Origin of the sequence: Flavobacterium sp. 102 (assembly GCF_003634615.1) — a bacterium.
Taxonomy (GTDB): Bacteria; Bacteroidota; Bacteroidia; order Flavobacteriales; family Flavobacteriaceae; genus Flavobacterium.
The window spans coordinates 3,628,491-3,647,216 of record NZ_RBKX01000001.1; the positions used below are offsets into that span (position 1 = coordinate 3,628,491).

Genomic DNA, 18,726 nt, shown 5'->3' on the forward strand with positions numbered 1-18,726 from the left:
GTTCTAATGTTTTGATCAATGCCGTCGAACAAAGCTTCCTTTTTTAAGATTGTTTTCAGAAGTATTTTCAGAAGAGCCGAAAACTTGGTTTTCCTTCTGAAAGACAAACTAAGCGAAAGAAACTTTATCTATTTTGCTTGTATCGCTGTGGCGATTACTTGTTCGTTTGCCGTAATTATTCTAAAGAGTTTTGCCCATAATATTTTCCTTTGGGCCAACAATATCAATGGTTTTCTCAAACTTCCTTACATCAACAGTTTACTGCCTATTGCCGGTATTTTGCTGACGGTTTTTGTGGTGCGCAATTTTCTAAGCAATCACATCGAAAAAGGCAGCTCTAAAGTATTGTATGCAGTGGCCAAAAAAGGCGGCATCATGCCCAAAAAACAAATGTATGCCCAAATCGTAACCAGTTCGTTAACTGTCGGACTTGGTGGCTCTGCCGGTTTGGAAAGTCCAATTGTGATTACTGGTGCAGCTTTTGGTTCCAACTTCGCACAGAAATACCATTTGTCCCAAAAAGACCGAATTCTATTGTTAGCTTGTGGTGTTGCGGCCGGAATTGGTGCAGCATTCAACGCTCCGATTGCCGGAGTTTTATTTGCTATCGAAGTGGTTTTAACTGATATTTCCATTGCGGCTTTTATACCGATTATTATTTCTGCTGCAACCGGTGCGCTGATTTCAACTATCGTTTTGAGCAATGATGTTATTTTGAATTTTGAACAGCGACTGCATTTTGATTACCACAATACGCCTTATTATATTTTACTGGGAATCTTAGCCGGATTGACTTCGATTTACCATGCCCGAAATTTTCAGAAAGTAGAGAAGTTTTTCAGTAGTTTTAAAAACAAAGGCTATCGCAGGGCTCTATTTGGCGCGTCACTATTGGCCATTTTGATTTTCTTTTTCCCAACGCTTTTTGGAGAAGGTTATGAAAGTATCAAGACGCTCTCGTCAAACAATCCAAGTGTTTTATTGGACAATACTTTATTGGAAAAATTCAAAAGTAGCGAATGGGTTTTGTTAGCTTTTATTGGCGTAACCATGTTGTTAAAAGCATTCGCTACCGGTCTTACTTTAGGTAGTGGCGGAAATGGCGGTAACTTTGCGCCTTCACTTTTTGTGGGTTCGTATTTGGGTTATTTTGTAGCCAAATCGATAAATCTGCTCAACTTCACCCATCATTTACCGATTGCCAATTTTACCATTGTAGGCATGGCGGGAATTCTTAGTGGTTTATTTCATGCGCCTTTAACTGCCATATTCCTAATCGTAGAAATTACCGGAGGTTATGATTTAATGGTGCCTTTGATGATAGTATCGTCGGTAAGTTTTGCCGTTTCCAAACAGTTTGAAAAGCATTCAATGGATGTTAAAAATTTAGCCGATAAAGGGGAAGTTTTCACGAGCGATAAAGATAAAAATATCTTGCAAAGCATTGATTTTTATAATTTGGTTCAACAAAATTATAAAACGTTAACTGTTAACGATTCACCAGGAAAAGTAGTAGATATCTTTTCAACCAGTGACCAAAAAATGATTCCGATTATTAATGACCAAAAATCTTTAATTGGTATAGTCGATTTTGAAGAAGTCAAAGCCTTTATATTCAATCCGAATCACGTCAAATTTATGACGATGACTGAAATCATTAGTCAACCTAAAGGGCTGGTTATATTAGAAGATAAATTAGAAAAAGTGATGAAGCAGTTTGAAACCTCCAATACTCATATTTTACCGGTCATTCAGAAAGGAAAATACTTTGGTTTCCTCTCCAAAATTGATGTCCTTGAAAGCTATCGCCAACGTTTGAAAGAAATGGTGATCGAATAATCTTTTTTAACAATAACTTCTCCACTGTCTATTCAAAAATTGCATCCAAAACACTACCTTTGCGTTTTGCCCAATTGCTATGCTTGAAACAGAAAATACTATTGAAGTCCTCGGCGCTCGAGTACACAATTTAAAGAATATTGACATCAACATTCCTCGCGAAAAACTGGTCGTTATCACCGGTCTTTCCGGTTCGGGAAAATCGTCTTTGGCTTTCGACACCATTTATGCCGAAGGACAACGCCGTTACATCGAAACATTTTCGGCTTATGCACGTCAATTCCTTGGCGGATTGGAACGTCCGGATGTCGATAAAATCGATGGATTGTCTCCCGTAATTGCCATTGAGCAAAAAACGACAAGTAAAAGTCCGCGTTCAACTGTGGGAACCATTACCGAAATTTATGATTTCCTGCGTTTGCTTTATGCCCGTGGCGGTGAAGCTTACAGTTATGTTACCGGCGAAAAAATGGTTTCTTATTCCGATGAACAAATTAAGGATTTGATTATTCATAATTTTACCGGAAAACGCATCAACATTTTGGCACCGATTATTCGCGCCAGAAAAGGTCATTATGCCGAATTGTTCCAACAAATTACCAAACAAGGTTTTCTGAAAGTACGCGTCAATGGCGAAGTACAAGATTTGCTTCCGGGAATGAAATTGGACAGATACAAAACCCACGATATCGAAATTGTGATTGATAGAATGGTGATTGAGAAAAATGAAGACAACGAAAAACGTTTAGCCGAAAGCATCAAAACTGCCATGTATCACGGTGAAAATGTGCTGATGATTTTAGACCAAGACACGAATCAAGTGCGTTATTTCAGTCGCAACTTAATGTGTCCGACTTCAGGCATTTCATACCAAAATCCGGAACCAAATTTATTCTCGTTCAACTCGCCAAAAGGCGCTTGCGAAGCATGTAAAGGCTTGGGAACCGTAAACGAAATCAACCTAAAAAAAATTATTCCCAATCCGAAGTTGTCCATCAAAAATGGTGGTTTTGCACCTTTGGGCGAATACAAATCATCTTGGATTTTCAAGCAATTGGAAACGATTGGCGAAAAGTTTGATTTCAAATTAACCGATGCTATCGAAACCATTCCGGAAGAAGCGATGCAAATCATTTTGCATGGTGGCAAAGATAAATTTACTGTTGAATCAAAGACTTTGGGCATTACCAAAGAATACAAAATAGAGTTCGAAGGCATCTCGCATTTTATCAAAAACCAATACGATGAAAGCAATTCGACATCCATAAAACGTTGGGCCAAAGAATTCATGGACGAAATACAATGTCCGGAATGTCAAGGTTCACGATTGAAAAAAGAAGCCATGTACTTCCGAATTCACGAGAAAAACATTTTCGATTTATCGACTATGGATATTTCGGATTTATCGGTTTGGTTTGATGATTTAGATAAACATCTTTCGGAGAAACAAACCATTATTGCTTCTGAAATCGTTAAAGAAATTAAAGACCGCTTGCGCTTTTTGGTGAATGTCGGTTTGAATTATTTATCGATTAATCGCAGTTCCAAATCGCTTTCGGGCGGTGAAGCACAGCGCATTCGTTTGGCGACGCAAATTGGTTCCCAACTCGTTGGCGTATTGTATATTTTGGACGAACCGAGTATTGGTTTGCACCAAAGAGACAACGAAAAACTGATTCACTCTTTGGAACAATTACGCGATATTGGCAATTCTGTTTTAGTTGTAGAACATGACAAAGACATGATAGAACGCGCCGATTATGTCATTGATATTGGTCCGAAAGCCGGAAAATTTGGCGGGGAAATCATCAGCAAAGGCACACCAAAGGAATTGCTCAACGAACACACCATAACCGCCATGTATTTGAATGGCGAAATGAAAATTGAAGTTCCGAAAAAACGCCGCGAAGGCAACGGCAAATTCATGAAACTCACCGGGGCGACAGGAAACAATCTGAAAAATGTTTCTATCGAATTGCCATTAGGCAAACTGATTTGCGTCACCGGAGTTTCAGGCAGCGGAAAATCGACATTGATTAATGAAACACTTTACCCTATTTTGAATGCGTATTATTTCAATGGCGTCAAAAAACCACAACCCTATAAAAAAATTGAAGGTTTAGAACATATCGACAAAGTAATCGACATTGACCAAAGTCCGATTGGCAGAACACCACGTTCCAATCCGGCGACTTATACCGATGTGTTTTCGGAAATCAGAAGTTTGTACATGCAAATGCCGGAAGCAATGATTCGCGGTTACAAAGCCGGACGTTTTAGTTTTAATGTTTCGGGCGGAAGATGTGAAACCTGTGAAGGTTCGGGTGTTCGAACGATTGAAATGAGTTTCTTACCGGATGTTTATGTGGAATGTGAAACTTGTCAAGGCAAGCGTTTTAACCGAGAAACTTTAGAAATCAGATACAAAGGCAAATCCATTTCGGATGTGTTGAACATGACGGTTGATGAGGCGGTTCCTTTTTTTGAAAACATTCCGAAAATTTACAGAAAAGTCAAAACGATACAGGATGTTGGTTTGGGTTATATCACTTTAGGCCAACAAAGCACAACACTTTCCGGCGGTGAAGCGCAACGCATCAAATTGGCCACAGAATTGTCCAAAAAAGACACCGGAAACACGTTTTACATTATGGATGAACCGACCACCGGTTTGCATTTCGAAGACATTCGCGTGTTGATGGATGTGATTCATAAATTGGTGGACAAAGGCAATACGATTTTGATTATTGAACACAATATGGATGTAATCAAACTAGCCGACCACATCATTGACGTTGGACCCGAAGGCGGAAAAGGCGGTGGCCAAATTCTGTGTGTCGGAACGCCGGAAGAGATTGTAAAGAACAAGAAAAGCTATACGGCTCAATTCTTAAAAAAAGAACTAAATTAGTACGCTATTTTTTAGCCCGGATTACTTCACCGAATGTTTATTTTAAATGGTGTTCAGTGAATGCAAGCATTTGCAATGAAAATCCTTTTTTCTTGAAAAAAGATTGTAATGGAAAGCCGGAAATAGCTTCTGAAATAAATTCAGAATAAATCCTTATAAAAAAATAAAAACCAGAACAAAAATACATACAATGAGATTAGACGATTTTGAAAATGAAGATGATAAAATCCAGGACCGACTCAAACAAAAAACCTGGAATGAGATAAGAACCAATGACTCTTGGGCGATTTTTAAAATCATGTCGGAGTTTGTAAACGGCTACGAAAGCATGGCACGAATTGGTCCGTGTGTTTCCATATTTGGCTCTGCCAGAACCAAACCGGAAGACCGTTATTATTTATTGGCCGAAAAAATTGCTTATAAAATCAGCAAAGCCGGTTATGGCGTCATCACCGGTGGCGGACCGGGAATCATGGAAGCCGGAAACAAAGGCGCACATAATGGCGGCGGAACTTCTGTAGGTTTGAATATTGAATTGCCTTTTGAGCAACATTTCAATCCGTATATCGACAAGGATAAAAACTTGAATTTTGACTATTTCTTTGTGCGCAAAGTCATGTTTGTCAAGTATTCGCAAGGCTTTGTAGTGATGCCGGGCGGCTTTGGTACTTTGGACGAATTGTTTGAAGCGATGACATTAATCCAAACGAAGAAAATTGGTCGATTCCCTATTATTTTAGTGGGAACTGAATTTTGGTCAGGCTTATTAGACTGGGTAAAAACCGTAATGATTGAAAGAGAAAAAACAGTTAGCCCGGACGACATGAACTTGATAAAAGTAGTTGATACCGAAGACGAAGTTGTTGAAGTTTTGGATAATTTCTATAAAAAATACAATTTGAGTCCAAATTTCTAAAGAATGTTTTTCAACTCGCTACATTTTGCCATTTTCTTGCCGATAGTATTTTTATTCTATTGGTTTGTTGGCAACAAATCCAAAATCAATCAGAATTATATTTTGATTTTGGCGAGTTATTATTTTTATTCTTGTTGGGATTGGCGTTTCCTATTCTTATTGGTTTTTTCCACTTTACTCGATTATTTATCGGCGATAAAAATTGAACAAAGTACGACGCCAAAGTCGCGAAAATTCTGGCTTTGGCTTTGTATTTCGATCAATTTAGGGTTTTTAGGTATCTTCAAATACTATAACTTTTTTGCGGATTCTTTTGCCGAATTATTTACCGCTATTGGCTTTAATGTCAGCCCGATTTTATTGGATGTCATACTTCCTGTTGGAATTTCGTTTTATACTTTTCACGGCTTGTCTTATATCATCGACATTTATTATGGCCGAATCAAATCGGAAAAGAACTTTGTCGATTACTCATTATTCGTCAGCTACTTCCCGTTGCTCGTTGCCGGACCGATTGAACGCGCGACCCATCTTTTGCCACAATTAAAGAAAAGACGCAAATTCAACTTCGAAAAAGCCAAAGAAGGCGTTTACCAAATCATTTGGGGTTTGGTCAAAAAAGTAGTCATTGCCGATACTTGCGCGGTTTATGCCAATGGGATTTTTGACAACTACGAAAACATGAATTCGCTTTCGCTGATGTTGGGCGCTGTTTATTTTGCGTTCCAGATTTATGGCGACTTCTCGGGTTATTCCGATATCGCTTTGGGAACATCTAAACTCTTTGGGATCGACTTGTTGCGAAACTTCAATTTCCCTTATTTCTCTAGAGATATAGCCGAGTTTTGGAGAAGATGGCACATTTCACTTTCGTCTTGGTTTCGAGATTATTTGTACATTCCGTTAGGCGGAAGCAAAGGATCAAAGCTGTTCCAAATCAGAAACGTTTTTATCATCTTTTTGGTCAGTGGATTTTGGCATGGTGCGAATTGGACATACGTGGCTTGGGGTTTAATCAACGCTTTGTATTTCATTCCGCTGATGATTCTGAATAAGAACCGAAACAACATGGAAAGTTTCCGGTTGTCGTTCGATTTTACTTCGGTGCGAATCGTCTTTAATATCATTTTGACTTTTGCGATTACTTGTTTGGCCTGGATATTTTTCAGATCCAAAACCATACAAGATGCGTATCTGTATATCAGCCGAATGTTTACGGATGGCCATTTTTCAGAACAATACTTTAAGATTGAACGTTACACAACCGAATTGTGGAGTTTGTTGCTGATTTTTGTTTTGGTCGAATGGAACAGTCGAACCCGAATTGAGCCCATCTCCGGAAAATACAGTTGGTTGAAAATGAGTTTATGTATGGCTGCTATTTTAGCACTTGGCGTGTTTTCAGATTATAAAGAATTTATTTATTTCCAATTCTGATGAAGCAGTTTTTTCAATTCATACTAAAAGGTTTAGCGGTAATATTACTTACCTTAATAGTGCTTGATATCTGTTATACTTTGGTTTATAAACAATCGGATGACCGAAATAAAATCAGTCATTTATACCATTCCCACAACCTAAAATACGATGTCGTTTTCTTGGGTTCGTCGAGAGTCAACAATCATTTTGTACCCCAATATTTCAATGACCAAGGCTACAAAACTTTCAACTACGGCATTACCCGTTCAAGATTAGAAGAGTCGGCTTTGATGTTAAAATTAATGGTTGAACGCAACTATACCATAGACACACTCATCCTTCAAGTAGATTTAAATATCAATACCAATGACCATTCGGAAGCGATTCGTTCTTTGTTTATGCCGTATATTCACCAATCGGAAACCATTCGCCAACATTATGACACGATTGCGGAGTATAATAAGTTACTTTTTATTCCGTTTTACCGTTATATGAATTATGATTCTCGCATTGGATTTAGGGAAATGTACGCTTCACTTGTTCATAAGAAAACGAATGCTTTGTACAACGACGGATTCAATGCCTTAACCAAAAATCAACGACCAATGGTGGCGGCCGATTTATCGAAATATTATCCGAAAAGAAACAAAGCTTACGAAGAGATAAAAGCCATTTGTAAAGAAAACAATATTCATTTAATTGCCGTAACGACACCAATGTGTATGAGTACCATAAACAGAGATTATTTCAATCATATCCAAAAAGTTTATCCTGAAATTCATCGTTTAGAAAACGCTGTGACAGAGGATAAATACTTCTCAACCTGTGGTCATTTGAACAAAGATGGTGCGATGGAATACACCAAAGCGGTATTCAAAACCTTTTTCAAACCCAAAGTCAAATCTTGAAAAAACTAATATACATAGTCTATTTTTTCTGCGGCGTAGCTTTTGCCCAACACCATACTAAAATGGTCGTGGAAGTCAACAGTGAAACCAAAATACTCAATGTCATTCAAGAGCTGACTTTCCATAACCAATCTAATGACACGCTTAGTTTTATTGTTTTGAATGATTGGAACAATGCCTATCGGGATAAAAATACCCCTTTGGCAGGACGTTTTTCCGATGAATTTGAGCGCAGTTTTCATTTGGCACAAGACAAAGAACGAGGTCAAACAGATAACATTACCGTTATCGACCAAAACTTATCGATCCTGACATGGGAAAGAGACGAAAATTATCCCGATGTGGTTCAAATACGCTTACGCGAAAAGTTGCTGCCTAATCAAAAAGCGACTTTCAAATTGACTTATTTTGTCAAAGTTCCGAATGCTGAGTTTACCCAATTTGGGTATGGAGCCAATGGAAAAATGAACCTCAAAAACTGCTTTCTGATTCCGGCTCGATACGAAAGTAAAGCCTTTGTCAAATACAACAATTTAAACTTAGACGATGCGGCAAATGCCCTTACGGATTATGATTTAGACATAAGAATTCCGGCAAATTTAGCCGTGAATTCCGATTTGAATGAGATTCAAAAAGAAATCCTAAACAACCAAAACCGCTACCAATTTTCGGGCAAAAACCGTCTGAATCTTAACCTGTTTGTTGATATTCCCAAAGAATATTCGGTGTTCAAAAATAGCCAAGTGGAAGTCATTTCCAACTTACGAGACAATCGTTTAACAGACATTCAACGCGCCATTGTGATTGACAAAATTGTAAATTATGTAGGTGAAAATCTAGGGCCATATCCGCTTGAAAAAATAACCGTTTCTCAAGCCGACTATGACCGAAATCCGTTTTATGGTTTGAACCAATTGCCCAATTTTATCAGTCCGTTTCCCGATGAGTTTATGTATGAAATCAAATTCCTGAAAACGTATTTGAACAATTATTTGCACAACGCTTTACAACTCGATCCAAGAAAAGACAGCTGGATTATCAACGGCATTCAAGTGTATACAATGATGAAATACATAGACGAATTTCATCCCGAAAGTAAAATGATGGGCAATGTGGCGAAGTTGAAAATCTTGCGTGCTTACAACTTGGTTAGCCTTGATTTCAACGGACAATACAGTTATTTTTATATGTTGATGGCGAGAAAGAATCTCGACCAACCTTTGGGCGCACCCAAAAATACTTTGATTAAATTCAATGAAAAAATCGCTTCGAAATACCGCGCCGGTTTGAGTTTGAAATACCTCGACAGTTATCTTGAAAATAATGTCGTACCCAACACTATCCGACAATTCATCGACATCAATAAAAAGCAGCAAACCAATCGCAATGATTTTGAGTTGTTGCTGACTAAAAACTCACCCAAAGACATCACTTGGTTTTTTGACAAAATCATCAATTCACGAGACATCATCGATTTTAAATTTGACAAGGTCACCAAAACCAAAGACAGCATTAGTTTTTCGCTCAAGAATAAAACCGAAACCAATGTGCCTATTCCGGTTTATGGCGTTAAAGGCAAAAACGTAGTCTTTAAAAAATGGATTGACACGTTCCCAAAAGACAGCATTTTTACGGTTCCGAGAAACGAAGCAGAGAAAATTGTCATCAATTATAAAAATGAAGTACCGGAATTCAATTTGAGAAACAACTGGCAGTCGCTTCGCGGTTTCAGATTGAACAGTCGTCCGATTAAATTTATTTTCTTCAAAGATTTAGAAGACCCGAATTACAATCAAATCGTTTACATTCCGACCTTGGAATACAATTTATACGATGGTTTATTACCGGGAATTCGTTTTCACAACAAAACCATTTTAGACAAACCGTTTAATTTTGATGTGAATCCAACGATTTCTACCAAGACGCAAAGTCTTTCGGGGAAAGCCAATTTCGCGGTAAACCAATTCAACCGCGACAGTAATTTGTACAGTATTCGTTACCAATTGAACGGCCATTATTTGCATTATGCGCCCGATGCCTATTACACCAAAATCAATCCGATGGTGTATTTGCGTTTCCGTCCCGATGATTTCAGAGACAACAAAAAAGAAATGTTGGTTTTCAAATACATCATGATTGACCGTGAAAAATCAGCGTTTACCGTTGATGAGAATACGGAGAATTACAAAGTTTTTAATGCCAAATACTATAACGGCAAAACCGAAGTCACCAAGCATTACAATTTCTTAGGCGATTTCCAATTGTCGAGTTCTTTCGGGAAAATAGCAGGAGAATTGCAATACCGAAAACTCTTTAACGACAAACGACAAGTGAATTTGCGTTTGTTCGCCGGAACGTTTTTGTACAATAAAAACATCTCTACCTATTTCGATTTTGGCTTAGATCGCCCAACGGATTATTTGTTCGAACACGATTATTTAGGTCGCTCAGAAACGACAGGATTGTTCAGTCAACAGTCGATTGTTTCAGATGGTTTTTTCAAATCGATGTTGGAAACCAGAACCGCCAACCAATGGATGACCACTTTGAATGCCAGTGCCAATATCTGGAATTGGATTGAGGTTTATGGCGATGTCGGAATGATAAAAAACAAAAACACAGCGGAGCAATTTGTATACGATAGCGGCGTTCGTTTGAACTTGGTAACCGATTATTTCGAATTGTACTTCCCGGTATATTCGAATAACGGTTGGGAAGTGGGCGAAAAAAACTACGGAGAAAGAATACGTTTTATTGTGACTTTCAATCCGGATACCTTGATTGGACTTTTCACCAGAAAGTGGTTTTAAGCACGCATAAAATCATTTAAATATTACACATTTCTTTACAATATTTAAATATCGTTGAAAATTTCTCAGTCAACCCTCTTTTTTTAGGTTTAAAATTATTGATACTGAAATTAGTTTTTTTCAACAGTATGGTAAAAGTTACTTCTTTTTATTTAAATTTGTTACTTCAAGAAACTTTTCCATTATGACTGAAGCACAAACTAAGACCGAAATTACCTTTGAAGATTTCAAAACAGAAGTTCTAAACGATTACAAGATTGCTACCATCAGTAGAGAATGTAGTTTGTTAGGGCGAAGAGAAGTGTTAACAGGAAAAGCCAAGTTCGGAATATTTGGCGATGGTAAAGAAGTACCACAATTGGCTTTGGCGAAAGCTTTCCAAAATGGTGATTTCCGTTCTGGTTATTATCGCGACCAGACTTTTATGATGGCGATTGGGCAATTGAGTATCCAACAGTTCTTTGCCGGTTTGTATGGTCATACCGATTTAGTACATGATCCAATGAGTGCCGGACGTCAAATGGGCGGACACTTTGCAACGCATTCCTTAGACGAAAACGGAAATTGGAACAACTTAACACAACAAAAAAATTCGAGTGCTGATATCTCTCCTACTGCCGGGCAAATGCCGCGTTTGTTAGGATTGGCGCAAGCCTCAAAAATATACCGAAACGTTCGCGGATTAGAGGATTTAACAAAGTTCTCTAACGCCGGAAATGAAGTCGCTTGGGGAACGATTGGCAACGCTTCCACTTCGGAAGGTTTGTTTTTTGAAACCATCAACGCCGCGGGAGTTTTACAAGTACCGATGGTCATGAGTGTTTGGGATGACGAATACGGAATTTCAGTCCATGCGCGTCACCAAACGACCAAAGAAAACATCTCTGAAATCTTAAAAGGTTTCCAACGCGATGAAGAGAATAACGGTTACGAAATCATGACGGTTAAAGGTTGGGATTATCCGGCTTTAGTGGAAGCTTATCAAAAAGCAGGTGCTATTGCTCGTGAGCAACACGTTCCGGTTTTAATTCACGTAAACGAATTGACGCAGCCGCAAGGTCACTCGACTTCGGGTTCGCATGAACGCTACAAAAATGCCGAGCGTTTGGCTTGGGAAGCGCAATTTGATTGCTTGGCGCAAATGAGAATTTGGTTGGTCGATAACAATTTGGCCACCGCCGAGGAATTAGAAGCCATAGACGAACAAGCTAAAAAAGAAGTGTTAGAAGGCAAAAAAGCCGCTTGGACCGCTTTTGTTTCGCCTATGAAAGAAGAGCAACAAGAATTGGTTTCGTTACTAAATTCCATTGCGGAGACGAGTTCGAATAAAGTTTTTATTGAAAAATATACGGCTGAATTGGCTTCGATTAAAGAACCTATTCGCAAAGACATTATCACTACGGCGCGTAAAGTATTGCGTTTGGTAGTGAAAGAAAGTGGTCAATCACAATTAGCGACTTGGATTACGAATTACACCAATAAAATACAACCGAAATTTAGTTCGCACCTATTCTCGCAATCAGACAAAACGGTTTTGGGCGCGACTACTGTTGCCCCAACTTACGACGAATCAGCTGAAGAGGTAGATGCCCGATTGGTATTGCGTGACAATTTTGATGCGATTTTTAATAAATACCCTGAGTCTTTAATTTTTGGAGAAGATGCCGGAAACATTGGCGACGTCAACCAAGGTTTAGAAGGCATGCAGGAAAAATACGGAGAGCTTCGTGTGGCAGATGCCGGAATCCGTGAAGCGACTATACTCGGACAAGGAATAGGCATGGCGATGCGTGGTTTGAGACCGATTGCCGAAATCCAATATTTAGATTATTTGTTGTATGCCATCCAAATCATGAGTGATGACTTAGCGACTTTACAATACAGAACCCAAGGTCGTCAAAAAGCGCCGTTGATTATCAGAACGCGTGGTCACCGATTGGAAGGCATCTGGCATTCCGGTTCACCAATGGGGATGATTATCAATGCGATTCGTGGGATTCACGTTTTGGTCCCAAGAAACATGACCAAAGCGGCAGGTTTCTACAACACTTTGTTGGAAACAGACGAACCGGCATTGGTGGTTGAATGTTTGAACGGTTACCGTTTGAAAGAAAAAATGCCAACCAACTTGGGCGAATTCAAAACCCCTATTGGCGTGGTGGAAACTATCAAAGAAGGAAGCGATATCACGGTGGTTTCTTATGGTTCTACTTTAAGAATCATAGAACAAGCCGCAAAAGAATTATTGGAAGTTGGGATTAATGTGGAAATTATTGATGCGCAATCGTTGTTACCGTTTGATGTGAACCATGACTGTGTGAAGAGCATCGCCAAAACCAACCGTTTATTAGTCGTAGACGAAGACGTTCCGGGTGGCGCCTCTGCTTACCTACTCCAACAAATTATAGACGAGCAAAACGGTTACCAATATTTAGACAGCCAACCGCAAACGTTAGCCGCTAAAGCCCACAGACCCTCTTATGGCACCGATGGAGATTACTTCTCTAAACCCTCGGCAGAAGATGTTTTTGAGAAGGTTTATGCGATTATGCACGAAGCGAAACCGGAGTTATACCCGAGTTTGTATTAATATGAAAGGAACCAGTTGGTTCCTTTTTTGTTTGCTTCTTTTTGTCATTCCGACAAAGAAGGAATCTCATTTCTTTAATTTTGCTTCCTTTCTTTTTCTCTTGATAGAAAAAGAAACAAAAAGATCAAGCCTCCATAGTCTTTGTTTCAAAACTACCTTGACACTGGTTCCGCAACCCGAGCCGCTCGTCGTACCTCCTCGTCTTTTTGGGTTGCTCACTGTCGTGTCTTCGTTGTTTTGCTACACAAATTCTATGAGGGCGAGTTAAACCTCTGCTTAAAGACCAAGTAAGTTCTACTAACGCATAACTGTCACCATTGATGCTTTAGGGTGGGCTTTCCTATGGCTTTCCTATGGCTTTCCTATGGCTTTCCTATATAGGAGCTATATAGCAGGGGTTAATTAGAAACAAGAGACATAGATTAACTCTTACTTGTTTTATTTTTGTTTTACCTTTATTTTTACGATACTTACTTACATGCCATGTCTAAAGTTATTATTGACCCTGAGTATTTAAAGCAATTAGCCGCATTGGATGCCGATATACGGGCACTGAATGCGGAGAAGATAAAGTTATTATTTACAGCGCTAGACATTAGCCTGACTGATGCTGATTTTGAACGGCTAATGGAGTGGGAACTTGTGCTTGTTACCGTACCGGATAAACAAATGGCGGTGCAACTCAATAAGCATGCTGCTTATATACCCAACCTTAAGTTTACTGTTGACGAGACACAGCCGATATTTACGTTGATGCAAGGGAGTAAAACAAGGCGTGTCTGGAAGGAGCGTTGAACATTAGGTAAGCACGGATTACAAATCCGCGCCATCGGGAATTTCGCGCGGTAGCGGGGGGTATAATTCTTGAATTGAAGAGGGCATTTTTTTGTATTATTAAAGTTAAAACCATTGACAAAACACGAACGTTTGTTAATTTAGATATTGCTTTAATTTTACCTGCTCAGAATTTTTTTGGTCACAAATTCATTAAAGAAATAATCCCTGTAAATATTCCCGATGGGGATTTCGTTTTTACCTATGTAAACTGTATTGTTGTCTACGGACTCTATTTTTTTGGCATTGATGATGTACGATTTACTTACCCTTACAAACATGGCTTTGGGCAACTGGTCGTGAATGGTTTTGATATTCATGGCTGTAATCACTTTTTGACTTTCGGTATGCATCACCACATAATCCTTTAACCCTTCGATAAACAGTATGTCATTAAAGTATACTTTGATGATTTTCCGGTCGGCTTTGATAAAGAAATAATCATCGGTTACCTGTTCGATATTATTCCCGGAGTTTCCCTTTTTGAGCAGTTTGGAATAGGCTTGGGCTTTTTCGACTCCTTTTTGGAAACGTTCCAGTTTTACGGGTTTTATAAGATAATCAATGGCATCAACTTCATAGCTGTCGGTTGCAAATTCTGAAAAAGCGGTCGTAAAGATTACAAAGGTCTTTTGGGGTATGGTTTTGGCAAACTCTATCCCATTGATTCCGGGCATCTGAATATCGAGAAAAATCAAATCAACAGTATTATCATGCATAAATTTAGAAGCCGTTGCCGGATTGTTGAACGAACCCAGCAATGTTAATGCCGGTGTTTTTTCGACCAGCATTTCAATGGCTTCCCTTGCCAACGGTTCGTCATCTACAATAATACACTTCATAATCTTATGGTTAAGGTTACACGGAACGTGTCTTTGCTGTTTTCGATTTTCAGCTCGTGCGCCTCCGGGAATAACAACTGCAATCTACGCTTAATATTGTTGAGTCCCAAACCTCCGGAATTGTTTTTTACTGCTTTTACAACTGGTTTTGAGTTGGTGCATTTGAACACCAATTCGCCATTATGGCTTTTGAATTCGAGGTTGACATAGGAAGCTTTTTCTGAATCGTTATTGTGTTTCACCGCATTTTCAACAAACGAAATAAACAGCAATGGCGGAATTTGAACGCCATTGAGGTCGCCTTCCTTGGAAATGATAAAGTCAAAACTATCTCTCCGAATTTTCTCTAGGTTGAGGAAATCTTCCAAAAAATGAATATCAGAAGTGAGGAATACCTTTTCCCTGCTGCTGTCATATAATTGGTAACGCAACAAATCACTCAGTTTTATCAATACCTGCGATGCTTTATCAGGATCCTTTTTGGTTAGTACGTTGGCATTGTTGAGCATATTGAAAAGGAAATGCGGATTGATCTGGTTTTTCAACTGTTCCAATTCGGCACTGGTTTTGGCCTGTTTTAATTCATAGATTAACTGAGCATCTAATACCCATTGCTGGAATAATTTGACCGCTGCCGAGGCAATAATGAGTACGAGGGTAACAAAAGAAAAAGAAATAAAGTTGATATTATCGTTTTGATGCGGCAATAAATCAGGTTCATAAACGGCGGCAAATATATCATGTGTGAGTGCTACTAAAGCTATCACGGCTATGGCTGAGACACTGTAGGCTAAATAATTGTTTTTAAACAAAAATTTGGGTACCAGATAATACATATTGACATAAGACATCACCATCACCTGCATAAAAAGCAGGATACGGCTATACATTTCAGCCGGCTGGGTGTATTCCGCTTCTGTGTAATACAATGCCAATATGCTAAAAACAATCAGAATTGAATGGCGGAACCATCGGTGTTTTTTGGAAACAAAGAACCGGAGCATCAAATTTTTATCGTTCATCTTACTGTGTACTATTTTGCGCATAAGCTTATAAATTTAGGCAAAGCAAATGTAAAAACCTAAAAAAGGAAGTCACTGCCTTTTATACCAAACTGTCCCCTTTTTATACGAAAATCACGGTTCCTTTTTTTATGGGTCTAAAATGCCTTTTGCTATAAAAAATAATTGGTTTGGTATAAAACCGAGAAAGCCCTTTCAGCAATCCTATAGTTTAGCCCAAAAATCTAATCTAAATTATTTGATGCATGAAAAAGCAACTCCAGTATTTTATCCTGACCGCCTTCCTCTGTATGGTCTCAGCGTATGCACAGGAGGCAAAAGTTACCCTGAGCGGAACGATTGCCAACAAAACGAATAATGAAACACTCATTGGTGTTAACATCATCATTCCGGAAGCCAAAGCTTCTATCACGACCAACTCCTATGGTTTTTATTCGATTACCTTACCCAAAGGAAATTATACCATTATCCTTAGCTATATGGGTTTTGACAATGTGGAAGAAAGCATTACTCTGACGGAAAACACCAAAATGAATTTTACAATGCCTGAAAGCGGTAAAGCCTTAGATGAAGTTGTGATTCAAACCAACAAAACCAAAACTAACATCCGCAAGCCGGAAATGAGTGTCAACAAACTGTCGATAAGCACCATTAAAAAAATGCCTGCCGTTATGGGTGAAGTGGATGTTCTCAAATCGATTTTACAACTGCCGGGTGTTACCAATGCTCAAGAAGGTGCGTCGGGCTTTAATGTTCGTGGCGGTTCTGTTGACGGCAACCTGGTAATGCTGGACGAGGCGGTGATTTATAACACTTCGCACTTGTTTGGCTTTTTCTCTGTGTTTAATTCTGATGTGATCAAAGATTTGAAACTTTATAAAGGCGGTATTCCTGCTAATTTTGGTGGTAGGATTTCTTCAGTGTTGGATATTTATCAAAAAGAAGGCAACAATAAGGAATACCATGTGAATGGCGGTATTGGTTTGATTTCGAGCCGGCTGTTAGTGGAAGGACCGATAGTAAAGGAGAAAAGTTCGTTTGTGATTGCCGGTCGGGGCACGTATGGTCATCTTTTTCTGAAGCTGGCTGACGAACCCAATTCGGCTTATTTTTATGATTTGAACGCCAAATTGAATTACAGGATTAATGACCAGAACAATCTTTTCCTGTCGGGCTATCTGGGCAACGATAAGCTGAATTTCAACAACAGTTTTGTGAATGTTTATGGCAATACGTTACTGAATGTAAGGTGGAACCATATCTTTTCTGATAAGATATTCTCGAATGCCTCCGCCATTTACAGTGATTACAATTATGGTCTGCAAATTAGATCGGTGGGCATTGACTGGGATTCGGATGTAAAGAATTATAATTTCAAATACGATTTTAAACATTATGTCTCCAACACACTGAGTTTAAATTATGGCTTGAATTCGGTGTATTATCAATTCAATCCGGGAACGATTAATCCGTTGACCCCTGCTTCGAGTATCAATCGCGACCAGTTGGCCCGAAAATATGCTTTTGAAAATGCGCTTTATCTTAGTGCCGAACAAAAATTATCGGATAAATTATCGCTTACTTATGGCCTTCGTTACAGCAATTTCCACAGACTAGGCCAAGAAGATGTGAATACGTATGCCAACAATCGGGCGGTCATTTTTAATCCCGAATTCGAGATTTATGAAGAAGCCACCCCAACGGGAACGATTCATTATGACAAAAACAAAACCATTGCCCGTTTTGGGAATCTCGAACCCCGATTTGCTGTTGCCTATTCCTTTACTGAAAATCAATCGGTAAAAGCCAGTTACAACCGTATGAGTCAATACATTCATTTGATTTCCAATACCGCTTCGGCCTCCCCTTTGGATATTTGGTCGCCGAGTGACCAATACTTGAAACCGGAAATTTTAGACCAAGTCGCTTTGGGCTATTTCCGAAATTTCAACGATGATAAGTATTCCTTGGAAGTGGAAGCGTTTTATAAGAAAATAAAGAACAAAACCGATTATATTGATGGCGCGGAACTCATTGCCAATGATGCCATTGAGCAAGTATTGTTGAATGGTGAAGCACGTTCCTATGGTTTGGAAATCATGGTTAAAAAGAATACCGGAAAATTGACGGGTTGGCTGTCTTATACCCTATCCAAAGCCGAACAGAAAACACCCGGCCGAGCTGCTGACGAACCCGGAATTAACTATGGCGAATGGTATCGCGCTAACTATGACAAGCTGCATAATTTGTCGGTTACGGCAGCTTATCAATGGACTAAAAAATGGAATCTCGGTGCTATTTTCACCTTTCAGTCGGGCAAATCCGCGACGTTTCCCAACGGGAAATACCAATACCAAGGGATAACGGTTGCCAGTTATGGGCTGCGAAATGAAAACTCGCTGGCGTCGTATCATCATTTGGATTTATCGGCCACCTACACCCCAAAACCCGATAAGAAAAAAGGCTGGCAAAGTGAATGGAATTTCAGTCTCTACAATGTGTACAACCGAAGCAATGCCGCTTCCTACACTTTTAGCCAAAATGAAACCACCGGTTTAAGCGAAGCCAAGCGGATTTCGATATTTGGGGTGATTCCGAGTGTTACTTACAATTTCAAATTCTAAAAAAAAACAAC

11 protein-coding genes are annotated in these 18,726 nt (G+C 39.1%); 9 read left to right on the plus strand and 2 right to left on the minus strand.

All coding sequences use genetic code 11. The annotated features are described in order from the left end of the window. The first annotated feature begins 18 nt into the window (after window positions 1-18). From C8C84_RS16085 to C8C84_RS16120, 8 genes are all read left to right on the plus strand, one after another. Window positions 19-1,839 carry a chloride channel protein gene (locus C8C84_RS16085; RefSeq protein WP_121314664.1) on the plus strand — a complete coding sequence of 607 codons (1,821 nt, stop codon included), beginning with the start codon at window positions 19-21 and terminating at the stop codon, window positions 1,837-1,839. 79 nt (window positions 1,840-1,918) lie between these two features. Continuing rightward, window positions 1,919-4,750 carry an excinuclease ABC subunit UvrA gene (gene uvrA, locus C8C84_RS16090; RefSeq protein ID WP_121314666.1) on the plus strand — a complete coding sequence of 944 codons (2,832 nt, stop codon included), beginning with the start codon at window positions 1,919-1,921 and terminating at the stop codon, window positions 4,748-4,750. A gap of 190 nt (window positions 4,751-4,940) precedes the next feature. After that, window positions 4,941-5,666: a TIGR00730 family Rossman fold protein gene (locus C8C84_RS16095; protein ID WP_121314668.1), complete on the plus strand. Its 726-nt coding sequence runs from the start codon at window positions 4,941-4,943 to the stop codon at window positions 5,664-5,666. Window positions 5,667-5,669: 3 nt separating this feature from the next. Continuing rightward, window positions 5,670-7,103 (plus strand): MBOAT family protein, encoded by a 1,434-nt coding sequence (locus C8C84_RS16100; RefSeq protein WP_121314670.1) that lies wholly within the window; start codon window positions 5,670-5,672, stop codon window positions 7,101-7,103. After that, a complete protein-coding gene (locus tag C8C84_RS16105; RefSeq protein WP_121314672.1) occupies window positions 7,103-7,993 on the plus strand; it encodes a hypothetical protein in 891 nt (296 codons plus the stop codon). Before C8C84_RS16100 ends, C8C84_RS16105 begins: the two co-directional genes overlap by 1 nt. Further along, window positions 7,990-10,803, plus strand: a complete 2,814-nt coding sequence (locus C8C84_RS16110) for an aminopeptidase (RefSeq protein ID WP_370453650.1) — start codon at window positions 7,990-7,992, stop codon at window positions 10,801-10,803. The genes C8C84_RS16105 and C8C84_RS16110 overlap by 4 nt, the downstream gene beginning before the upstream one ends. 184 nt (window positions 10,804-10,987) lie before the next feature. Beyond that, window positions 10,988-13,393 (plus strand): thiamine pyrophosphate-dependent enzyme, encoded by a 2,406-nt coding sequence (locus C8C84_RS16115; protein ID WP_121314676.1) that lies wholly within the window; start codon window positions 10,988-10,990, stop codon window positions 13,391-13,393. Between the two features lie 483 nt (window positions 13,394-13,876). Further along, window positions 13,877-14,188: a hypothetical protein gene (locus C8C84_RS16120; protein WP_121314678.1), complete on the plus strand. Its 312-nt coding sequence runs from the start codon at window positions 13,877-13,879 to the stop codon at window positions 14,186-14,188. A gap of 158 nt (window positions 14,189-14,346) precedes the next feature. On the opposite strand, the gene C8C84_RS16125 is transcribed toward C8C84_RS16120, so the two are convergent. Together C8C84_RS16125 and C8C84_RS16130 are read right to left on the minus strand one after the other, a co-directional pair. Then, window positions 14,347-15,069 (minus strand): LytTR family DNA-binding domain-containing protein, encoded by a 723-nt coding sequence (locus C8C84_RS16125; RefSeq protein WP_121314680.1) that lies wholly within the window; start codon window positions 15,067-15,069, stop codon window positions 14,347-14,349. Then, window positions 15,066-16,115, minus strand: coding sequence for a sensor histidine kinase (locus C8C84_RS16130; protein ID WP_121314682.1), 1,050 nt, complete (start codon window positions 16,113-16,115; stop codon window positions 15,066-15,068). Before C8C84_RS16130 ends, C8C84_RS16125 begins: the two co-directional genes overlap by 4 nt. A gap of 221 nt (window positions 16,116-16,336) precedes the next feature. Here C8C84_RS16130 and C8C84_RS16135 point away from each other — a divergent pair, with 221 nt between their 5' ends. Beyond that, window positions 16,337-18,715 carry a TonB-dependent receptor gene (locus tag C8C84_RS16135; RefSeq protein ID WP_121314684.1) on the plus strand — a complete coding sequence of 793 codons (2,379 nt, stop codon included), beginning with the start codon at window positions 16,337-16,339 and terminating at the stop codon, window positions 18,713-18,715. The last annotated feature ends 11 nt before the right edge of the window (window positions 18,716-18,726 follow it).

What these genes read in the sequence shown, in the direction of transcription:
- C8C84_RS16085 (WP_121314664.1), top strand. Translation starts at nt 19, where the DNA reads ATGCCGTCGAACAAAGCTTCCTTTTTTAAGATTGTTTTCAGAAGTATT.
- uvrA (WP_121314666.1), top strand. Translation starts at nt 1,919, where the DNA reads ATGCTTGAAACAGAAAATACTATTGAAGTCCTCGGCGCTCGAGTACAC.
- C8C84_RS16095 (WP_121314668.1), top strand. Translation starts at nt 4,941, where the DNA reads ATGAGATTAGACGATTTTGAAAATGAAGATGATAAAATCCAGGACCGA.
- C8C84_RS16100 (WP_121314670.1), top strand. Translation starts at nt 5,670, where the DNA reads ATGTTTTTCAACTCGCTACATTTTGCCATTTTCTTGCCGATAGTATTT.
- C8C84_RS16105 (WP_121314672.1), top strand. Translation starts at nt 7,103, where the DNA reads ATGAAGCAGTTTTTTCAATTCATACTAAAAGGTTTAGCGGTAATATTA.
- C8C84_RS16115 (WP_121314676.1), top strand. Translation starts at nt 10,988, where the DNA reads ATGACTGAAGCACAAACTAAGACCGAAATTACCTTTGAAGATTTCAAA.
- C8C84_RS16120 (WP_121314678.1), top strand. Translation starts at nt 13,877, where the DNA reads ATGTCTAAAGTTATTATTGACCCTGAGTATTTAAAGCAATTAGCCGCA.
- C8C84_RS16125 (WP_121314680.1), bottom strand. Translation starts at nt 15,069, where the DNA reads ATGAAGTGTATTATTGTAGATGACGAACCGTTGGCAAGGGAAGCCATT.
- C8C84_RS16130 (WP_121314682.1), bottom strand. Translation starts at nt 16,115, where the DNA reads ATGCGCAAAATAGTACACAGTAAGATGAACGATAAAAATTTGATGCTC.
- C8C84_RS16135 (WP_121314684.1), top strand. Translation starts at nt 16,337, where the DNA reads ATGAAAAAGCAACTCCAGTATTTTATCCTGACCGCCTTCCTCTGTATG.